This is a genomic window from Saccharibacillus sacchari (assembly GCF_037722395.1).
Taxonomy (GTDB): domain Bacteria; phylum Bacillota; class Bacilli; order Paenibacillales; family Paenibacillaceae; genus Saccharibacillus; species Saccharibacillus sacchari_A.
Map to the genome: position 1 here is coordinate 452,510 of NZ_JBBKAR010000033.1, position 21,117 is coordinate 473,626.

The 21,117-nt window shown below is 51.5% G+C and carries 16 protein-coding genes; all 16 read left to right on the plus strand.

Going from position 1 to position 21,117, the window contains the following annotated elements; all coding sequences use genetic code 11:
• Positions 1-4: 4 nt before the first annotated feature.
• The 16 genes from recG to WKI47_RS10970 all read left to right on the plus strand — a co-directional run bounded on the left by recG (position 5) and on the right by WKI47_RS10970 (position 21,100).
• Positions 5-2,056, plus strand: a complete 2,052-nt coding sequence (gene recG, locus WKI47_RS10895; protein ID WP_340227151.1) for an ATP-dependent DNA helicase RecG — start codon at positions 5-7, stop codon at positions 2,054-2,056.
• Between the two features lie 154 nt (positions 2,057-2,210).
• Positions 2,211-3,884 carry a sensor histidine kinase gene (locus WKI47_RS10900; RefSeq protein ID WP_340227152.1) on the plus strand — a complete coding sequence of 558 codons (1,674 nt, stop codon included), beginning with the start codon at positions 2,211-2,213 and terminating at the stop codon, positions 3,882-3,884.
• A 2-nt stretch (positions 3,885-3,886) separates the two neighbouring features.
• Positions 3,887-4,687: a LytTR family DNA-binding domain-containing protein gene (locus WKI47_RS10905; RefSeq protein WP_340227511.1), complete on the plus strand. Its 801-nt coding sequence runs from the start codon at positions 3,887-3,889 to the stop codon at positions 4,685-4,687.
• 163 nt (positions 4,688-4,850) lie between these two features.
• Positions 4,851-6,188: an L-lactate MFS transporter gene (locus WKI47_RS10910; RefSeq protein WP_340227153.1), complete on the plus strand. Its 1,338-nt coding sequence runs from the start codon at positions 4,851-4,853 to the stop codon at positions 6,186-6,188.
• Between the two features lie 429 nt (positions 6,189-6,617).
• Positions 6,618-7,289 (plus strand): RNA polymerase sigma factor, encoded by a 672-nt coding sequence (locus tag WKI47_RS10915; protein WP_340227154.1) that lies wholly within the window; start codon positions 6,618-6,620, stop codon positions 7,287-7,289.
• Positions 7,237-8,022: a hypothetical protein gene (locus WKI47_RS10920; protein WP_340227155.1), complete on the plus strand. Its 786-nt coding sequence runs from the start codon at positions 7,237-7,239 to the stop codon at positions 8,020-8,022. Before WKI47_RS10915 ends, WKI47_RS10920 begins: the two co-directional genes overlap by 53 nt.
• A gap of 36 nt (positions 8,023-8,058) precedes the next feature.
• Entirely contained in the window at positions 8,059-8,994 is a 936-nt protein-coding gene (locus WKI47_RS10925; RefSeq protein ID WP_340227156.1) for an ABC transporter ATP-binding protein, read from the plus strand.
• Positions 8,991-10,184 carry a hypothetical protein gene (locus tag WKI47_RS10930; protein ID WP_340227157.1) on the plus strand — a complete coding sequence of 398 codons (1,194 nt, stop codon included), beginning with the start codon at positions 8,991-8,993 and terminating at the stop codon, positions 10,182-10,184. Before WKI47_RS10925 ends, WKI47_RS10930 begins: the two co-directional genes overlap by 4 nt.
• Positions 10,185-10,399: 215 nt before the next feature.
• Positions 10,400-11,170 (plus strand): DUF4253 domain-containing protein, encoded by a 771-nt coding sequence (locus tag WKI47_RS10935; protein ID WP_340227512.1) that lies wholly within the window; start codon positions 10,400-10,402, stop codon positions 11,168-11,170.
• A gap of 1,169 nt (positions 11,171-12,339) precedes the next feature.
• Positions 12,340-13,539 carry a slipin family protein gene (locus tag WKI47_RS10940; protein ID WP_340227513.1) on the plus strand — a complete coding sequence of 400 codons (1,200 nt, stop codon included), beginning with the start codon at positions 12,340-12,342 and terminating at the stop codon, positions 13,537-13,539.
• A 95-nt stretch (positions 13,540-13,634) separates the two neighbouring features.
• Entirely contained in the window at positions 13,635-14,102 is a 468-nt protein-coding gene (locus tag WKI47_RS10945; protein WP_340227158.1) for a hypothetical protein, read from the plus strand.
• Between the two features lie 130 nt (positions 14,103-14,232).
• Positions 14,233-16,245 carry a serine hydrolase gene (locus WKI47_RS10950; protein ID WP_340227159.1) on the plus strand — a complete coding sequence of 671 codons (2,013 nt, stop codon included), beginning with the start codon at positions 14,233-14,235 and terminating at the stop codon, positions 16,243-16,245.
• A 423-nt stretch (positions 16,246-16,668) separates the two neighbouring features.
• Positions 16,669-17,046: a GntR family transcriptional regulator gene (locus WKI47_RS10955; RefSeq protein WP_340227160.1), complete on the plus strand. Its 378-nt coding sequence runs from the start codon at positions 16,669-16,671 to the stop codon at positions 17,044-17,046.
• Entirely contained in the window at positions 17,043-17,921 is an 879-nt protein-coding gene (locus WKI47_RS10960) for an ABC transporter ATP-binding protein (protein ID WP_340227161.1), read from the plus strand. Before WKI47_RS10955 ends, WKI47_RS10960 begins: the two co-directional genes overlap by 4 nt.
• Positions 17,914-18,693, plus strand: a complete 780-nt coding sequence (locus tag WKI47_RS10965; protein WP_340227162.1) for a hypothetical protein — start codon at positions 17,914-17,916, stop codon at positions 18,691-18,693. The genes WKI47_RS10960 and WKI47_RS10965 overlap by 8 nt, the downstream gene beginning before the upstream one ends.
• Positions 18,694-19,120: 427 nt before the next feature.
• Positions 19,121-21,100, plus strand: coding sequence for a methyl-accepting chemotaxis protein (locus WKI47_RS10970; protein ID WP_340227163.1), 1,980 nt, complete (start codon positions 19,121-19,123; stop codon positions 21,098-21,100).
• Positions 21,101-21,117 lie beyond the last annotated feature (17 nt).

Here is a 21,117-nt window from a genome sequence, read left to right on the forward strand (position 1 = left end):
CGCAATGAATATACACCTGGATCAAATCCCGGTGAAAGAAGTCAACGGTGTGGGCGCTCGCAAAGTGGAGGAGCTTCACGCCGTTGGCATTTTTACCGTCAAAGACCTAATTGAATATTTCCCGTTTCGTTACGAAGATTACCGTCAAAAGTCGCTTGGCGATGTCAAAGACGGAGATAAAGCTACCGTACAGGCCAAAATCGTCGGGATGCCGATCGTGCAGCGTTTTGGCAAAAAGACCAAACTGAGCTGTAAAGTGTTGGCCGATTATTCGATGTTCACCGCTGTATGGTTTAACCGCAATTATTTGAAGGATCAACTGGAGCTGGATCGCGAAATCATTCTGACCGGCAAATGGGACGGACGCCGGTTGCAGATGAACGTGACGCAGTCGGAGTTTCCGGATCGCGGCGTTATTCGCAGCGGTTCGCTTCAGCCGGTCTATTCGGTCGGCGGCGATCTGACACAGAATTCGTTGCGAAAAGCTATCGGAAATGCGCTTGATCAGTACGGCGGCCAGCTTGAAGAAGTGCTGCCCGAAGATTTGGTGAAAAAATACGATCTGATGCCGCGTCCGCAAGCGATCCGTTTGCTTCATCAGCCCGGTGATCTCACCGAAGGCCAGGAAGCACGCAAACGGATGGTTTACGAAGAGTTATTTCTGTTCCAGCTTAAGCTGCAAGCATACCGTTCTCTGAATCGCGAGCGCCGTGACGGCGTGGTGCATACGACGCCGAACTCGGTGATTCGCGAGTTCGTGCGCAGTTTGCCGTTCGAATTGACGGATGCGCAGAAGAACGTCGAATTGGAAATTTTAAAAGATATGCGTTCCGAGGCGTGCATGAATCGGCTGCTTCAAGGCGATGTCGGTTCCGGCAAAACGGCGGTCGCCGCGATCGGACTGTTCACGACCGTTCGTTCAGGCTTCCAGGGCGCATTGATGGTGCCGACCGAGATCCTGGCCGAACAACATACGCGCTCGATGCAAAAAATGTTCGAACCGTTCGGGATCACCGTCGGCTTGCTGACAAGCAGCGTCACCGGACGCAAACGCAAAGATCTGCTCGCGGATCTGCAAATGGGCATGATCGATATTCTGATCGGCACGCATGCTTTGATCCAAGATGAAGTGAATTTCCGTTCGCTGGGTCTTGTCGTCACGGACGAGCAGCATCGTTTCGGCGTTAATCAGCGCAGCGTTTTGCGTCGAAAAGGCTATAATCCCGATGTATTAACGATGACCGCTACCCCGATTCCGCGAACCTTGGCCATCACGGCGTTCGGCGATATGGATGTCTCGACAATTGCCGAACGTCCGAAAGGCCGCGTGCCGATCGAAACGTATTGGGTGAAGCACGAAATGATGGAACGTGTGCTGGGCTTTATTCGCCGCGAAGTCGCCCAAGGACGCCAAGCCTATATGATTTGTCCGTTGATTGAAGAGTCCGAAAAGCTTGATGTGCAAAACGCGATCGATCTGCATATGCAGATGAGCGAGTCTTTGCCCGAGTACAAAGTCGGGCTGCTGCACGGTCGAATGAGCGCGGCGGAGAAAGAAGAAACCATGCGTGAATTTTATGCCGGGGAAACGCAGCTGCTCGTATCCACGACCGTGGTCGAAGTCGGCGTCGATGTACCGAATGCGACCTTGATGGTCATTATGGATGCCGATCGTTTCGGTCTGTCACAGCTGCACCAGCTTCGCGGACGCGTCGGACGGGGCGAACATGCGTCTTATTGCGTACTGATCGCCGATCCGAAGTCCGAGCTGGGCCGTCAGCGCATGGGCGTCATGACCGATACCAACGACGGCTTCGAAGTATCGCGCCGCGACCTTGAACTGCGCGGTCCCGGCGATTTCTTCGGCACGAAACAAAGCGGTCTGCCGGAGTTCAAAGTCGCCGATATGGTTGCCGACTTCAAAGTGTTGGAACAGGCACGCGACGATGCGGCAAAGCTGGTCGAAGATTCATTCTTCTGGACATCGCCCGCTTACGAAAGCTTGCGCGCCAATTTGGAAAAGGAAGAGAAGTTCCGCGGCGAACTGATCGACTAAATCCAGTATCTCTAACGTTGACAAGGTACTGGGCTTATGTGCAAACCGGAAGGAAGCTGACTGGACGTACAAGTCTTGAAACGATTACTTGATCAACCGTCGGCAAGCAAGCCGGCGGTTTTGTTTTCGGAAAACGGAAAGGAGGAAATTTCTTATGGACCCGACGCATCCGCTGGCTATTTTTTTGCAGTTATTTGAACGGGGATCGTTGCTGTTGATGTGTTTATTCGTGCTCACGCGCATTCCGCGCTTTAAAGCCGTGTTTCAAAAAGAAGAGTATCGCCCGCAAGATCTCGTTACCGTTACCGCGATCTTCGGGTTATTTGCTATTTTCGGAACTTACATGGGCATCAGCGTGGAAGGTTCGCTGGTGAATGTCCGCATCGTGGCGATCATGTCGGGAGGATTGCTGTTCGGTCCTTGGGTCGGCATCGTGACAGGCATCGTTGCGGGGGTTCACCGTTACCTGATCGATATCGGAGGCGTGACCGCATTGCCCTGTCTGATTACCAGCATCGTGGCGGGGTGCGTCTCCGGCGTGATCCATTTGCGCGTAGCCAAGCGTAAACGCTGGCTGTACGGCATTATCGCGGGCATGTTGTGCGAAGCGTTGACGATGCTGTTGATTTTGTGGATGGCCGAACCGTATGCGCTGGGTCTGGATATCGTGTCCAAAATCGCGGCTCCGATGATTTTGGCCCAGGTCATGATTGGGTTGATCGTGATGCTGGTGCAAAGCGTCGAGGAGGAAAAAGAAAACGTAGCCGCCAAACAGGCAAAACTTGCGCTGGATATCGCCAACGAGACGCTACCGTATTTTCGTAAAGTGGATAGCGTCTCCCTGCTGCGAATTTGCGAGATCATCGAGCAGAAAATCGGCGCGGACGCGGTAGCGATTACGGATACCAGCCACATTTTGGCGTATTCGGGCTTCGGGCAGGAGCGCTACAATATCGGGCACGAGATCATGACGGAGGAAACGAAACAGTCGATCCGAAGCGGCAGTATCACGATACGCAACAATGATGCCGATCATCGCAACGAATGGATCAAGTCGATGATTATTATCCCGCTTCAGGAAAAAGGGATCGTGACCGGTGCGCTCAAAATTTACTATCGGCATGCCCATCAGATCACGTATTCGCTGCGCGAGCTTGCGGTCGGCTTGTCGCAGATCATTTCCACGTTGATGGAAGTGTCGCGGGTCGAGCAGATCAAAGCGATGGCGGACAAAGCCGAGATCAAAGCGCTTCAAACGAAGATTAGCCCGCATTTCCTGTTTAACGCGCTGAACGCGATCGCTTCGTCGATCCGTCTCAATCCCGACAAAGCGCGCGAGTTGATTATCAATCTGTCCGGGTATCTGCGTTACAATCTGGAACTCAACGACGAGTTGATCGAGGTGCATCGCGAGCTTCAGCAGGTGAAGGATTACGTGGAGATCGAAAAAGCCCGCTTCGGCAACCGGCTTCAGGTGGAGTACGATATCGACGACGAGACGGACGTGAAGATTCCGAGCCTCATCATCCAGCCGCTGGTCGAGAACGCGATCGTGCATGGCATTTTAAAAGACAAAGGCAAAGGCACCGTCACGATCCGTGTCAAAAACGAAGGGAATCAAGTCCGCTTCGAAATCGCAGATACGGGCGTGGGAATCGATCCCTCCGTGATTGAACGAATTCAAAGCGGCAGCATGCCGTCCAACAAAATCGGGCTGTCGAACGTACATGAGCGACTCAAGCTGATTTACGGAGAAGGCGTGAATATTCGCAGAGCGGATAAAGGTACGGTGATCGGTTTTACGGTCGGAAAGGGGCAATATGAATGAGCATGAGAGGGATCATCGTGGAAGACGAATTTTTGGCGATGGAAGAACTGGATTATCTGGTTGGCAAAAACAGCTCGGTAGAGATCGTCGGCAAATTCGAAGACGGGATCGACGTGCTGAAGTTTTTGCAAACGAGCGATGTGGACGTCATTTTTCTCGATATCAATATTCCGTCGCTCGATGGGGTGCTGCTTGCCAAAAGCGTCAGCAAGTTCGCGAACAAACCCTATATCGTGTTTACGACGGCGTACAAGGAGCATGCGGCGGAAGCGTTCGAGATCGAGGCGTTCGACTATATCCTGAAGCCGTATCACGAACCGCGCATCGCGGCGATGCTGTCGAAGCTGGAAGCGGCATTTGCGGCGAAAAAGCAGCGGGAGGAAGCCGAAGCGGCAGCGATCTCCGCGCATAACGGAGCGATCCGTGAGGCGTCCCCGGCAAGTACGGAAGCTCCGGCTTCTCTTGCGGCGGTCAATCATCGGGTCAATCTGTACAAAGACGACAAAATCATCGTAGTCGACGCGGACGATATTTATTATGCTTCGGCCCAGGAAAAAACAACGCTCGTTTACACGAGAAAAGAAGAGTACACGATGCACATGAGCATTTCCGACTTTCAAGCGAATCTGCCGCAGGACAAGTTCTTCCGCTGCCATCGCTCGTATACGGTCAATCTGTCGAAGATCCGCGAGATCGTGCCGTGGTTCAACAACACGTATCTGCTGCGACTGCGCGACGTGAACGCGGAGGTTCCGGTCAGCCGTAGCAAAGCCAAAGAATTCCGGCAACTGATGCGGATTTAGTAGTACCAAAAGGTTTCAAAACGTTCAAGACACATGATGCGCATTTCATTCCGTATTTCCGGCATCTCATTCCAAAAACGCTTTCAACAGAACGCTCAAGCTTATAATTAAGCCATAAGAGAAGTTCAAATGAAACGTAAAACGAATGAGAGAAGGAATAGAGATGACAGCCATTTCGAAAGCCAACGACAACCCTTCGATGCAGGTCAATCGCCTATGGATCGTGATCGGCACCATTATCGTACAGATGGGACTGGGTACGATCTACACGTGGAGCCTGTTTAACCAACCGCTTGCGGACAAATTCGGTTGGGAACTGGGCGGTACGGCGATGACGTTCTCGATCACCAGCTTCGCCCTTGCGTTTGCGACTTTGTTTTCCGGTAAGCTGCAAGATAAATTCGGTATTCGCAAGCTGATCGCCGCCTCGGGTATCGTACTCGGCGTCGGACTGATGCTTTCTTCGCAGGTTACATCGCTCGGGCTGCTGTATCTGGTGGCTGGCGTACTGGTCGGTTACGCGGACGGTACGGCGTATATGAGTTCGTTATCCAATCTGATCAAATGGTTCCCTAAACACAAAGGTCTGATGTCCGGCGTATCGGTCGGCGCGTACGGTACGGGCAGCTTGATTTTCAAATACATCAACGGTGCCATGATCGAATCGCACGGCGTATCGCAAGCGTTCCTGATCTGGGGAATTATCGTGCTGGCTATGGTGGTGTTCGGATCGTTCCTGATTCGCGAAGCGGTCGTTGCGGCGACTCTCGCTTCGGCGTCCGGCATTCGCGTCAAAGACTTTACGGTCAAAGAAATGCTCAAAACCAAACAGGCCTATCTGCTGTTCGTCGTGTTCTTCACGGCCTGCATGAGCGGATTGTACCTGATCGGCAGCGTCAAAGACATCGGCGTGCGTCTCGCGGGACTGGACGTTGCTACAGCCGCCAACGCGGTTGCCATGATCGCGATCTTCAATACGGCCGGACGTCTGATCCTCGGCCCGCTGTCCGATAAAGTCGGCCGTCTGAAAGTCGTCTCCGGCGCACTGCTGGTCACCTTCGCGGCGGTCATGGTGCTTAGCTTCGCGACACTGACGTATCCGTTGTTCTTCGCCAGCGTAGCTGCGATCGCGTTCTGTTTCGGCGGCAACATCACCGTGTTCCCGGCGATTGTCAGCGACTTCTTCGGTTTGAAAAACCAAGGGAAAAACTATGGCGTGATCTATCAGGGCTTCGGCCTCGGCGCTTTGTCCGCTTCGTTTATCGCGGCGCTGCTCGGCGGATTCAAACCTACGTTCCTGGTGATCGGCGTGCTGTGCGCCATCTCGTTCCTGATCGCGGTGTGGGTCAAAGCGCCAACGGCTGCGGCGGTTGTCTCGGAAACTTCTTCGGAAGCGACGGAAGCAGGCGAAGATGCGATCGGAAAAGATACCCGTGGCAAAGAAGCTCAAGGCAAAGACGGCAAAGGCATGCGGCTTAATCCGCAAACGAAAGGCATCTAATCGAGACTTTCGTTTAAAAACAAAAGTTTCCGGGGATTCGATTGGTTTACGGACTTTCCCGGCCTAGGGCGTGTCTTCAAACCTACCAACGTGCATCTTTTACCGCCTTTTCGTCCTGCCCTACGTCACTTTCCCTTGACGTGCCCCGGCACGCCTTCAGAAAAGTTCCTTGGTCAGCACGAAAATTCGGCAAAATCTGCTTCCGTCGAGGTTTGAAGACATGCCCTAGCGCCGGGGGCGAGCGGGTCCCTTATAGAGACACATATGATGTTGGCTAAAAGCCCCGACGAAGATCTGTCGGGGCTTTTTTGATGGGTTTAAAAATAAAATTAGAAATTTCCGACTTTTTGCTTGTGCTTCACGCATATATGATTAGACGGATGATACGTGTTGGGGCAATCGGCGGGAGGAGGTCGGGGGAAAGTCTTGATGCAGAATACGAAAAGAAACGGAAAAAGAAATGAAAAAGAGAATACACAAGGAAACAGTCAAACCAAAATTGCGGCGCACGAGGCGCGGTTAGTTCGGCGGATTCAGCAGAAAGGCGACCGTGCGGCCGCCGACGAGTTGGTTTCGATCTATTATCGCGAGATTTATGCTTTTGTGTATCGTCAGCTTCAGGAGCGCGAGCAGAGTTTGGATCTGACGCAGGATATTTTCGTCAGCATGCTGCGCAGTATCGGTTCGTTTGAAGGCAAAGTGGCGTCGCTGCGCACCTGGTTATACCGGATCGCTACCAATCGGGTGATTGATCATTTTCGCTCCAGAGCGTACCGGGACGCCAAGTTGACCGATCCGATCAACGATTTTGAATTTCCAACGAACGAAGATTTCACGCTGGAGCTGGAACAACGCGATGAAGTGGGGCGTGTGCTGGAGCTGTTGCGGACATTCGAATGGCGCGCCCAGGAGATCGTCAGGCTGAAGTTGTTTGCGGAGCAGACCTTTGCCGAGATTTCGCAGATTATGGGCTTGCCGGATTCGACGGTCAAAACTCACTATTACGCGGCGATTCGTAAAATCAAACAAAAATTCAAGGAGGAGCGGCATGAAGAATCATCGGGAAACACAGCTTCGAAGCGGCGAACGGCCGGCGTTTGACGATATCGATTATCCGGACGAATCCGAAATCCGTCTGCACATCGCATCCATCGTGGACGAAGCGCTGCCGGTCACGCCTTTCTTTTCAAGCGAGTTAGGCAAAATGTATCGTCAACTCGGGTTTCGCCATTTGTTCCGGGATTTGACGGAGATTGTGTTTGTGTTAGTGCTGGGCTTGGGAATCCTGGTCTTTATGGCTTTATTCGTACTGTCCAACGCCAATACGGACGGAATTTACGCGTTTATTTTTATCGTATCGCCTTTGCTTTATCTCGCCGTGGCTGTTATTTTTTTTGCCGATTTGCGCAGGCGAGATACGTATCAGGTGGAGATGTCCTGCCGCTATAACGTGTATCAACTTGCGTCGCTTCGTATGTTGATTTTTGCCGCCGTAGCGCTGGTTGTGAATATCGGATTCGTATGTTGGATCGCGATCGCTTCGCAGCAGGTCGAACTTTTGCGCGGAGTGCTGCTGTCGGTATCGTCGCTATTTTTGTTCGCCGCTATGTTCCTGTATGGACAACTGCGCGGACGAACGGCTGCAAGCCGTTACGGGCTGGTCGGTCTATGGCCGCTGCTCAACGCCGGATTATGGATTGCGCAGCCGCATGGGTATTTGAGTTTGCTGTCGGGCATTCCCCTATATGCGTATGCGATGCTGATCGTGCTGGGAGCCGCCGCTTACGTGAGTCAGACCCGACGCTTGCTTTATTTTAAACCAAAGCTGACCTGAGTCCGGAAAAAGCAAAAGAAAAGGAGTTGAATCACCATGCTGACTGTACATGCTGTAACTAGACGCTACGGCAACGACCCTGCGCTGGAAGGAATAGATCTGGCTTTTGAAAATGGAGTCTATGGACTGCTTGCACCGAACGGAGCGGGAAAAACGACGCTGCTGAAGATGTTGGCCGGACTGCTTCCCCCATCGGAAGGCGAGATTTTGTATGAAGGAGAATCTATCGCGGCGTTAGACGAGAAGTATCGGATGCGACTGGGCTATTTGCCGCAGCGCTTCGGTTATTATCCCAACGATACGCCTCGCAAATATATGCAGTACCTCGCCGCAATCAAAGGGATGGGCCGGAAAGAAGCACTGGAGCGGTCCGAACTTCTGCTTGAAGCGGTAGCGCTCGGCGAGGTCAAACGTAAAAAGATGAAGACGTTCTCCGGCGGCATGATCCAACGGGTTGGCATCGCGCAGGCGCTGTTGAACGATCCGCGTGTGCTGATTTTGGACGAACCGACAGGCGGTCTTGATCCAAAAGAACGTGCGAGGTTTCGGAGTCTGCTGACCAAGCTTGGCCGCGAACGGATCGTTATTTTGTCCACGCATGTGGTGTCGGATGTGGAATCGGCGGCGAATGAGATCGTTTTGCTGAAAAACGGTCGCGTATTTGCCAAAGACAAGCCGGAAGCCATTTGCGCCATGCTGGCAGGGAAAGTGTACGAGACGAGAGTGTCCGATCATGAAGTCGATACTTTTCGGCAAAATTATCCGATCTTGGCCGAACGAGGGGAAGCGGAGGGGTGGCACATGCGCTTCGTGGCAGAAGCCGAATCGGCCATGCCGCATTGGGAACTGATGAAGCCGGGATTGGAAGACGTGTTTTTATACGTGTATCGGGATGGTGAGCGACAGACGGCGAAGCAGAGATTGTTTCCGGGTGAGTTGGCTGGTGTCAGGGAAGAAGGTGTGCAGATATGAAGACGATTGCGCATGGTTCCGTAAACAGTTACGGCAGATCGAAGCTTTCGTTGGTTTGGCTGGAGTTCAAAAAGTTGTTTATGCCGAAAAGGATCGGGTTTGCGGCGTTGGTGCTATTGCTTGGCGGGTTGTGGTTGTATCCGTTCCATGTATTGTATCCCGGCTCAGAGTTCAAAAACTGGAATACGGCCATTGCCGTAGATATGGAAGCGAAGTATGGCGATCAAATCAGCGCAGCCGAGGCGGAACAATTCAAACAGTCTTTGGCGCCGAAAATCGCGGAAGCAGATGCTTATATCCGTTCGACGCCCGCATTCGCCAAAGCCAATCTGGATAGCTACGAACGGTATATCAAAAGATCCGGTATGGCGGACGGAGGGACGATGCCGCTATGGCGAATCATCCAAGCCGGGCCGGCTCGGGATTTGTTTGCAGAGCTGCAAGCGTCGTTCGAGTGGATAGACTATTATGAGGATAATTATTCGAATACAGTAGGTATGAATGAAAAAGAGAAAGAACGAGTGGCGGAAATCAGAAGCCGCGAATGGGTATCGGTGCTGCCTACTGACTTTTTAAACAACTATAATTCTGTAAACCTTTTGAATCGACTCGCTATAGCGGCTATGCTAATCACCTCGCTGCTTGTCATGCATATCCATATCGGCGACCGTCGCTCAGGGCTAGGCGAGATACAAGCGGCATCGAAATCAGGGGTGAAAGGGCTGTTTCGTATCAAAATAGGCGCGGCGCTGTTAGCGGGAACATTCGTCGCGGCGGTACTGTTTGTCGTTCTGCTGTTGGCTTATCGTTTCAGCGGAACTTGGAGTTTGATGGGAGCGGATATCAGTCGAAAAGGAGGAGGCTTTTTCTGGTACGATATGAGCTTCTTGCAATATATGTGTGTGACCTATGCCGCTGTAGTGGCTCTTTGCTGGATCGCGGCATTGTTGACCGTGTTCTTTTCGTCGGTCGCACCGAATTATATCGTATTGGCCGGAGCGGTTGCTTTGACGTTAATCTTGTTTTTTGAAGGGGACTACTTTTTAAATCCGATGTTAAACAATATTCTTAGCGTAGGGTTGGGACGGGGTCCGTTTCAGACGTTTATCGAACTGGCCGTTTTGCTGGCGATTTCAAGCGGACTGCTGTATGTCGCATGGAAACGGGAAAGCAGGCGTATCGGATGGTAAATCAACCTATCTCGTACATCTACACCGTATCCACTGAAATCCGTCGCTGGCTCACACCGGTCCTTTTGATCCTGTACGTTTTATGCTGCGCGTATCCGTTCGTTTATCTGGCATTTTCGCACCGTGCTTATTCACTCAGCGATTGGATAGACGTATAGTAGAAGCAGAAGAGATCGAACGACATAGGTTTGAGGAGGAAATTGGCGGTGAGTGACATGGTGTTGAATTTGTTGCAGGGCTACGAGGTGACGGTTGCTTCGGCAGAGCAGATGGAATATCCGATTCAAGCTTCGCAGGGTCTAAAGCGGATATTGATCGTTGCGGGCGATAATATCGAGGAAATGCTGGAAGAAGCGGCAGACGGCGAGGATTCGATTCAAGGGTATGTTGAAAAAGAGTCGGAAGAAGTCGAGAGCAGGTCTGCATTGGAGGTGTTGAAAAGTCTGGTTGATAATTCTTTAACGGATAGCGGGTTGCAAGCAACAGATTCCGATTCCGACGACGGACATCTGATCTACAAGGCTTATGCAGCGTTATGGGCGGAGCAAAGCGAACTGTTGGATGAACGGCTTGATGTTGGAATAGGGGAAAAAGAGGATTCAGAGCTTCAAGGCACTTTGCCCGATGCAGCTTGGGTCGAGCGTAATGAAGAAGGTGCATTGCTGTTGTTGGATCTGCCGGAAGCGGAGGCTTGGATAGCTGCACTGATCGTGCCAATGGGCGGTTATAACGAGTGTCCGCAGCCGGTAGAGCAGGCGATCATATTCCGGGATTGGCAAAAGCGATACGGGGCCGTTCCTACGGCAGTGACCGAAGATTCGTGGCTGCTGCGCGCTTCGCGATTGCCGGAAAGCGATAAGGAAGCACTGGAGCTGGCTCGGGAGCATTTTATGTTTTGTTCGTATGTGCTGGAGGGATATGCTTCGATCGGGGAATATGCGGCTTATTTGAAAGGGAACTGTGATTGGAGCTTTTGGTGGGATTGAAGGAGGGAATATTCTGTTCGGTAAAGAAGCTGGGGCGCTGCGGGAGAAATTCGTTCGAGACGCTGTCTCACGCAGAAAGCCGGTGGCTTTCCGCGTTCAAAGGCGTCTCTCACTGAATTTCTCCCTCCGCTAGGAGCTTCGTTTCTATAGAATATTCGGGGGAGAGAAGAGATAAGAAAGAAGAGAAGCTGTCGATTGGGCAGCTTCTCAGCGTGTCGAGAGATCCAGCTTTCTTAAAGAAAGTTGGGTTTATTTGGCGTTTCATATTTTTCACCCGGCTAAGAGGTCAAATAAGTGGTGTAGACTGGCTTGGCTTCTCGGTCCATGTGGACGACGGCTGCTTCTCTTGAGTTTTGCGCAGTATGAGCATAATTCAAATCCAATCCATTTTCCGAGTGAGACAGCGTCTTGTGAAGCATTTCGAAGAAATGCACTTCGGAAGCATATGCTTATAAATTTTCTCGCAGTCTTCTCCCTTCCCCCACCTACGTGACTTTCGAGGGCAGCTTCTTTTCCATGCCCAAAAAGCGAGTCGCCATAGTTGCGCCCTGTTGGTCGGCTTTAAGATCGGGCACAATAGAAAGCAGATCCGGTGAAGGATTCGCGAATGGTCTTCCCTAGGCACGGACTTCGATGCGGTTCGGCGGTGCCGGGCGCGATGCGCTGGCGGTATACCGGAAGCAGCGTTCGCAACAGAAAAGTACTATTTGCGGGGTTCGAATCCCCACTCGCTTTAGATGCGAGCTCTTGGTTGAGCATTCTCCACTTCAAATGGAGACACAAACGAAAATCTTTGAGGACGGGAAGTTCCGCTGGCGCTGCTTACATAGGGGGCCGATATGCGAAGGTGCTTTGCGGCTTTGGTGGATGCGTCGGTGAAGGTTGGGCACAGAGGCAGAAAGAAAATACATCGTTGTGGATTCGAAGTTGGCTTCCATATTCGGCTGTACGAATCTTTCGCTTCCCTGCGTGACTGAAGTCGGCTTAAGCCAGGCTCCGTGCATGAGCATAGGTGAACTTCCGTCCCAAAGATTCCAAGGAGGAACTTATTCATGACAAATTTTCAACATCAATCTCATATAAATCAGGCGCATGGGCGCAAAATTCCGGGGCTTCCGGGGAAGGATATCCGTCCCGGTGAATCTGCTAATGTGTTGGCATTCGGCACGATGGTGCTGGGAGCAGGCTTGCGTAAAGTCGAGGTCGGGGATAACGAGCGTGCTTTGCTTTTCGAGCAGGGGCGCTACGTACGGACGTTAATGCCGGGTTCGTATCGTTTTTTTGCCTGGACCGAAGGGCTTCGTACATTGGTATTCAAAAAAACGAACGAACCGTTTGACTATCGACCAACATCGACTGGCGGGGTTGATGCTCAAGATGTACGGTTGTTCAGCCACGACGCTGATCTGATGGGCCAGTTGAATGTGACGGACGTCAGCGACAGCGAATATGTGTTGCATTTGGAAAACGGGCGCTTCCGTGATGTATTGATGGCCGGAACGTATGCCTACTGGAAAGAGCCGATTACGCATACCTTTGTCCGGGTGGATATTCGCACGCCGGAGATCGGCCCTGACATAAGTCGCGTGCTGCTGGAAAAGATCGGCGCGAATTATATCCAGACGGTGGATGTAGCCAGCCATGAAGTCGGACTTTTATACTTCGACAACCGTTTGCAGCGGCAGCTTTCGCCCGGACGCAGCTTTTTCTGGCGCGGTTCGGAAGCCGTCACGGTCAAAAAGTTCGATCTGCGCCGTCAACAGCTCGATATGACGGGACAGGAGATTTTGACCGAGGATAAAGTTTCGTTGCGTTTGAATTTTGTGTGCCAATATCGCATCACTGATCCGCTTCGGGCGGCAGAAATCAAAAACTTCGAAGAGCAGGTGTATGTGCAACTCCAGCTGCTGCTGCGCGAGTATGTCGGTACGCTGAAACTGGACGATTTGCTGAAAATGAAACAGGAAATCGGCGATTACGTGCTGGGTCGATTGAAGCCGGGCGGCGTGGAGTACGGAGTCGAATTTCTGGCAGCGGGCTTGAAAGACGTCATTTTGCCGGGAGAGATTCGTGCGATTCTGAATACGGTGCTGTTGGCCGAGAAGAAAGCGCAGGCGAACATGATTACTCGGCGCGAAGAGACGGCGTCTACCCGAAGCTTGCTGAATACGGCCAAACTGATGGATGAAAATGCGACGTTGTACCGGCTCAAGGAGCTTGAATTCGTGGAGAAAATCTGCGAAAAAATCGGTACCATTTCGCTCAGCGGCGGAGGCAATATGCTGGAGCAGATGAACGGGCTACTCGGACTTCGGCAAGAAGAAGATCGGAAAAAGATCGGTTCAGAGGAAGTCAATCGGGCAGAGTGATCGAGTGGAATTTATAAATTTAGGGTTAGAGCAAACGAATCGCGGCTGATCTGCGTCTTTATCAAGAACCCTGCTTATTGAAAGGAGACAACGAATTGAAAAAAACCATCTCTACCGTATTGGCAGCCGCGATCCTATTGAGTTCCGGAAGCGCCTACGCGGCGCAATCGTCGAATTCCGACAAGCGCGCCTATCCGGTTGCCCCGAATCCGATCGCCGACGCTCCGAATATTGTCGTGATCAATGACCGTCCGGAACTTGAAATTTTCGCTTCGCTGAAAAAAGGCGAATGGCCTGACGAGTTCGTGATTGTCGGCATGATGCAATCTTTATCGGAAGCTAGGCTAAATCCGAAATCTACACCGATTTTCTTATCCTCCAAATGGCGTTTGAACCTTTTTGATCAAATGATCGAAGGCGGTCAAAAACGCGACATTTATAACAATGTGCAGCTGCTTAAAGAAATCGTGAGCCGATGGCAAGCCGACGATTATTCCCAGTTGGAGCGGGATAATTGGCTGTTGGAAAAAATGCTGGATCTGCATCACGAATCTTTTGATTAAGCGTCGAATAAGCAAGAATTGAATACCTAAACCGTCTTTTTAAAGGCGGTTTTTTGGCATGGAAATGAAACCGTTATCAACCTTGAGACGTATGAGCAGGGATTGAACAAAAAAAGGAGGAGGAAACAGGATGTTCCAATCACGAAAAGTAACAACAAAGTCGGTAACGGCTTTATTCCTGACGTTGCTATTGGTTCTTCCACAAGCATCCGGAGTCGTGATCGCTGCTGGGGCTTCGCCCCGCGGCCCAAGCGATCCGGTAGAGATTGAACAGTTCGCGGATAACCTGATGACCAACCGCTTTAAGCAAGCCGGAGCTGTGCTCACGATTGTCGGCGACGGAAAGGTATTGTTGAACAAAGGGTACGGCTACGCTGACGTCGAGACGCAAACGCCCGTCGATGCGGATCAAACGTTATTTGCCATGGCGTCCGTATCTAAAACGGTTACGGCAGCCGCGGTCATGCAGCAAGTCGAACAAGGCAAGATCGAATTGAATGCCGACGTGCAGACGTATATGGACGGCTTGAGTATTCCCAATCAAACGGACGTCCCTGTCACGATGGCCGATCTGCTGACGCATACGAGCGGATTCGAACGTGGCGAAGGCGATGTCAGCTTGGCGATGCCGCCCGAAGCCCGAAAAACGCTTGATCATTTTATTGAACAGTCGATGCCTAGCGTTGTGCGTGAACCGGGAACCGTGTATCGGTATGATAATTTTGCGTTTACTCTTCAAGGCTACATATTGGAAAAAGTTTTGGATATGCCTTATGAAGACGTCATCCGGCAAAATATATTCGAACCGCTCGGGATGCAAGATAGCGGATTTGGTCGTGTCGAGCAAACGAAAGAACGATTGGCGAGCGCTTACGATTCAAGCGGAGCGAAAATCGGGCTTTACGAAAACGGATTGCCTCCCGCTATTGCTCCTTCAGGCGGAATGGTCACGACAGGTTCCGATATGGCAAAGTTCATGCTGGCTATGCTGGGCGAAGGCGATCATGAACTTCTAAAGCCGGAAACGCTAGCCGATATGGGGAAGACTCATTTTCAAATGTCTGATCGGCAGCCTATTACCGGTTATGGTTTCGAATTCTTTTCTCGTCAATCGTATAATGGAGAAGTCGTAGCCGCTAAAGGCGGAGACTTTTATGGGTTCCATTCTTACATGTGGCTGCTGCCTGAACATGGAGTCGCTGCTATGTACGTGACCAATACGGATGCCACTGCTTCGTACGACGGCATCTTCCAGTCCTTTATGGACCATTATTATCCGAAAGCGATTGAAAAGAAGTCCATAAACTCCGATGTACCATCCGTTTCTGCCGAAGAATCGGCGAAATACGAAGGTTATTACCGCAACCTTCGCCAACCGTATCTTTATGCGAAAGTCACCGCCGAAAACGGCATTTTGCAACTCCAGTCAAGTGAAATATTGAACTTCCGCTTAAAGCCTTCCGGGCAAGATCTGTTCCAAGACAGTTACGGCAATTGGGTCGGATTCCATCAAGACGAGGGCGATCGGGCCGATTACTTTTATTCCGACTACTTCAGGGATACCTGGTATGAACGAATGCCTGATTTCAAGCCGTATGCCGACGTGGATTCAAACAATCCCTATGCCGATTCGATCGAAGCGATTCGCTTGATGGGCTTGTCCACAGAAGAATTAGAACCGAATTTCGGACCGGAACAAGCCGTGACCCGCAGCGAATTTGTCGGACAACTCGCAAAAGTCGCAAACAGTCAACTCGTTAATACGCCTTCGCGCTTCACCGATGTCCAAGGCGATCCAAACGCGCAAGCCATCCAACTATTTACCGAGCTCGGCGGAATCATGGGCTACCCGGACGGAACCTTCCGCCCCGACCAGCCGATCACGCGCGAAGAAGCCGCTTTGATGATCTTCCGTATCGCTTCCGCAAGCTACGGCACTTCCCTAACCGAAAGTACCGTAACTTTTTCGAATCCTCCTTCGTATTGGGCTGCCGACGGCGTCAAATTCATGATCGATTCCCAACTCTCCGACCTCGAAGTGCAGCGCGATCCGGACGGTACTTACGACTATCACCCAACCGCCCCTTTGCTGCGCCAAGAAGCCGCGATTACATTGGTCAAACTGATCAATGTCACAAAGTGATCCATGCAAGAGGCGTTCGCTTTCGAGAAAAACCTGAATCCTATACAAATCAATCGAGATATTGAACAACCTATTTTCTGCACCAAGAAAAGAACCCGTTAGACTTTATCTTGTAGTTGTAATGTGAAAAAAGCTCTAGCAGAGGGAGAAATTCAGTTCAAAACGCCTTTGAACTTGGAAAACCTTCAACTCAAAATTTAATCCGGTTTTCCAAGCGAGACAGCGTTTTGTGAAGCATTTCGAAGAAATGCACTTCGGAAGCCTATGCTTGTAATTTCTCCCGCAGCGCCCAAGCTTTCACCCAAAACAAACAGGAACTGCAATCCCCAGCCTGCGACAACTCGCAGGCTTTTCCCTATTGACAAAAACCATCTACACCATTATGGTTAGTTACATGACTAACAAACCAGAAAGGTGGTCAAAATGCCGATTCCATTCGACGAGAGCCGGCCTATTTTTCAGCAGATTGCAGAGCGAATTGAAGACGACATTCTAAATGGCACTTATGCGGAAGAAGATCAGATTATTTCGACCACGCAGTTTTCGCGCATATTCCAGATTAATCCCGCCACGATCGTCAAGGGATTCGGACTGCTGGTGAATGAGGACATCATCTACAAAAAACGAGGGCTGGGCATGTACGTAGCCGTCGGAGCGAAGGAGAAGATCATGGCCAAACGCCGCGAACGATTTTACAGTGATCTGGTGGTCAAACTGTTGGAAGAAGCGGAAAAGCTGGGAATGACGACCGAAGACGTGATCCAAATGATTCAACGCGAAAAGGAGGAACAACGAAAATGAGTTCAGTTCTTGAAGTCAGACAGGTAAGCAAAGCATATGGACGCACGGATGCCGTGGATAGCCTGAACATGGATCTTGCCGAGCATACCATTTACGGATTGCTGGGCCGAAACGGTGCGGGGAAAACAACGTTTTTAAACATGATTACCGGTGGGATCTTTCCGGACGGCGGAGAAATCGCGGTTCACGGAAATCTGCTCAAAAAAGGGGATGTGCCCACGCAAACCTGCTACATACGGGAGAAAAACTTTTACCCGAACAATGCCAGAGTCCGTGATGTATTGCAGATGGCCGCAGCTTTCCACCCGGATTGGGACGCGAAATTTGCTTCCAAGCTGCTCGGGACATTCAAGCTGAATCCACGCAAAAAAATGCGGCAGTTGTCGCGGGGCATGGAGTCGATGGTCGGCAATCTGATCGGACTGGCCAGCCGGGCGCCGTTGACGATTTTCGACGAGCCGGTGCTGGGATTGGATGTGCTGATGCGGGAACGTTTTTACCGGATGCTGATCGAAGACTATGCCGAGCATCCGCGCACGATCCTGCTGTCCACCCATCTGATCGACGAAATCGCGACCGTGGTCGAGCAAGTTTTTATTATGGAATCGGGAAGCATTTTGATGCACGAAGAGGTTGAACAGATTCGGGACCGTGCGCATATGATCAGCGGTTTGGGCGCGGGGCTGGATCATTTTCTGCAAGGCAGACGCGTGATTCACGGCGAACGTTACGGCAATGCGGGCATGGCGGTCGTGTACGGGGAGTTGACGGAGCACGATCATCGGGAAGCCGCAAGCCAGGGGCTGACGATCGAAGGCGTGCCTTTGCAAAAGTTTTTTGCTTACCTGATCGAGGAGGGACAGACGGATGAATAAAATGAAAGTGCAGCTCCGGGTATCCTGGTTGCGCATGAAGCTTGCCGTATGGATCTTGCTTGCGGCTATCGCGGTCTCGATGGCGACGGGCATTATCGTCAATGCGGCGTTGGATAGCGATCCCCAACAGGACGCGCAGGACGTCGCGGCAGCCGTGGGGGAACTTCGGGAAATTACCGGTAACGACGAATTGCAGATCGAAGTGCCTTCCGAAATGGAGAATGTCAATGTATCTTCGGCCAATATGCTGCTGACGCTTCTGCCTTTGCTGGCGATTATCCTGCCTTTGCAAACGTTCCGTCCCATGATGAATTTTGGGGATTCGCGTCGCCGGTATTTTACGGGACTGCTGGGTGTGTATGCCGTATCCGCGTTATTGCTGGCTTTGGTAAATAGCTTGTGGTGGCCGTTTGAGCAAAATTTCGTTCGAATCTATAGCCAGACGTACAATTTGATCGAAGTGTTCGGCTGGGAGCAATTCGGGACCGTCGGAGCGTTTATTTACCAGTCGGTGTTTTATTTCTTCGTTTTGACGCTGTTCAATCTGCTGTTCTCCGGACTAAAGTCGCCGATATCGTGGATCATCTGGACCGTCCTGATCGCCGCGATTCCGATCGGCACATCCATTGCATCTTTGCGCGTACACGTAGCTGACTTTTTCCTGGCTTTATTGTTCAACGATTCGCTAATTAACGCGGTTGGAATAAATTTGGGACTGAGCCTTATCTTTATAGCAGGAGCCTGGTTATTCACGCGCCGAAGAACGTTCTAATAGCTTGTCTTGAATAAATGTAGGGTTACACTTGCCGGAGATTTCGTACCTAACCCGTGTACGAAGTCTCCGACGGAAACGTACCAGAACCATGCACGTTTCAGGCAAGCGCAAACCTCAGATTGAAGCAAGACAAGCTACTATTACATCCCTGATCGTGAATACTTTAAATGAAGAGAACTGTGAAAAAAAGATCAATTATTCGCACCATCCCTAGAAAAACGTTTCACTTGTGCAAAAGCAAATGCTTTTGCACTTTTTCTTTTTCCTTCTCCTTTTTATGCTAAATTTTCTGCTGATTATGTCGATAAATATCGAAACAAAGCATGCTTTTCCTTTTCGAGTGGCGCGAATGCCTTCAAGGGTTGTCGTGATAATGGATAGGTATTTGCTTAGGCAGATTGGCACAATCAAGGGGGTCATTGGAATGAATTTGAAAATGAAATTGGCTATTTTGTTGGTAGTCGTGACCCTTTTGGGTACGGGCAGCATTAGCATCGCGGCGCTGAGCAGCATGAGAAATGAAGCCGAAGAGTCAATCAGCGATAACTTGCGGAGTACGGCTGAAAATACAGCAGAGCAAATCGGAGGCTGGGTTGGCAAAAATGCAAAAGTCGTGGAGACAACGGCTCAAATCATTGAGTCTTCAGTCCCTTTGGATCAAATCAAAGAAAGCCAGCTTCAAGCTTATACAGCTGAATCCAACAAAAACAATTTGTCCGATATCTACGTGGGGATGGAAGACGGGCGTATGATCGACGGCTCCGGCTGGGTTCCGGAAGCGGGATACGATGTCAAAGTGCGTCCATGGTATACGGAAGGAAAAGCAGCGAATGCGCTGAACTTCAGCAATCCTTACCTGGACATGATCAGCGGCGATTACGCCGTCTCGATCGGGTATCCGCTGCATGAAGCCGACGGTACTTTTGCCGGGGTGGTCGCGGGCGATATGAAGCTGTCCACGTTGACGGATACGATCAACAACATCAAGATCGACGGCGGGTTCGCGTTTATGACGGATAAAACAGGCGTTGTACTTGCTCACCCCGATGCGGATGACGTCAATAAACCGCTAAAAGAAATCGCCGATTATTCGGGCATCGCCGATCAGATCCTGCAAGGCGGAGATTCCGGCAGCTTGACGTACACGTACAAAGGCGAACCGCAATTGCTTTATTATCAAAAGGTGGACGGTACAGGCTGGTTTGTAGCCGCTTCGGTATCCAAAAGCTATGCGTTTGCCGAATACGTGCACATGCGTAATCTGTTTATCGGCGGCATTATCGGTCTTGCCGTTTTGTTGGGAGCTTTGGCCGTATTCGCCGCCGCTCGCCTGATCAAACCGCTGATTCTGCTGCAAAAAAGCGCGCAAAGCATGGCCGAAGGCGATCTGACGGTTAGCGTCGACGTTAAAGGCAAAGACGAAATCGGCAAGCTCGGCACGGCGTTCAACGAAATGTCGGCGAGCCTGCGTGAACTGATCCATGCGGCGGCAGGTTCGGCGGAAGGCGTGGAAAACTCGGCTAAATACATGCACGGTCAAGCCGAAGGCGCGAAGCATATCTCGGATCAAATCGCGGTCGTCATCGAAGAATTGGCGAAAGGCGCAACGGATCAAGCGTCCTCGATCCAAACAGGAGTCGAGCAACTGGGCGATATGAACGAGTCGATCGAAGCGATCGCGAGCAGTGCAGGTCTGGCCGCATCCAGCGCAGACGAAGTAACCGAAGCGATGAAAGGCGGCCTGGAAGCCGTGGCTTCGCAAGGCGATCTGACCGAAGCAAGCCGCAGCTCGGCGGGACGCGTGGAAGAAGCCAACCGCCGCCTCGGCGATCAGACTGTGAAGATCGGCGAAGCCGTTAGTCTGATTCACACCGTGGCGAAACAAACCAACTTGCTTGCGCTGAACGCGGCGATCGAAGCGGCGCGTGCAGGCGAGCATGGCAAAGGCTTCAGCGTTGTCGCGGACGAAGTGCGCAAGCTGGCGGAACAGACCCGCGCTTCGGCGGCGGATATCGATACGCTTCTGGCAGGCGTGCAGGAAGCCGGTCGTCAAAGCATTGATGAAATCCAGGAATTCCAGGCAACCGTGGATAAACAGATCGAAGCGGCAGCCTCTACGCGCGGAGCGTTCGACGTCATTCGCGGCTTGGTCGATGGCATTACGAGCCGGATTCGCGAAGTGTCTATCGCATCGGACGAGCTGAAGCACAGCGCGGATCATGTTTCTTCGATCATGACCGATATCGCGGCGGTAGCGGAGCAAAGCGCAGCGAGCACGGAAGAAGCGGCATCTTCGACGCAAGAGCAGGCTCAGGCCATTTCCAGCATTTCCGATCTCTCGGGCGAAGTGTCCGTGAGCGCCGATGAACTGCGCGCGAGAATCGCCAAGTTCAAAACGGAATGAATAAACGCATCAGCATC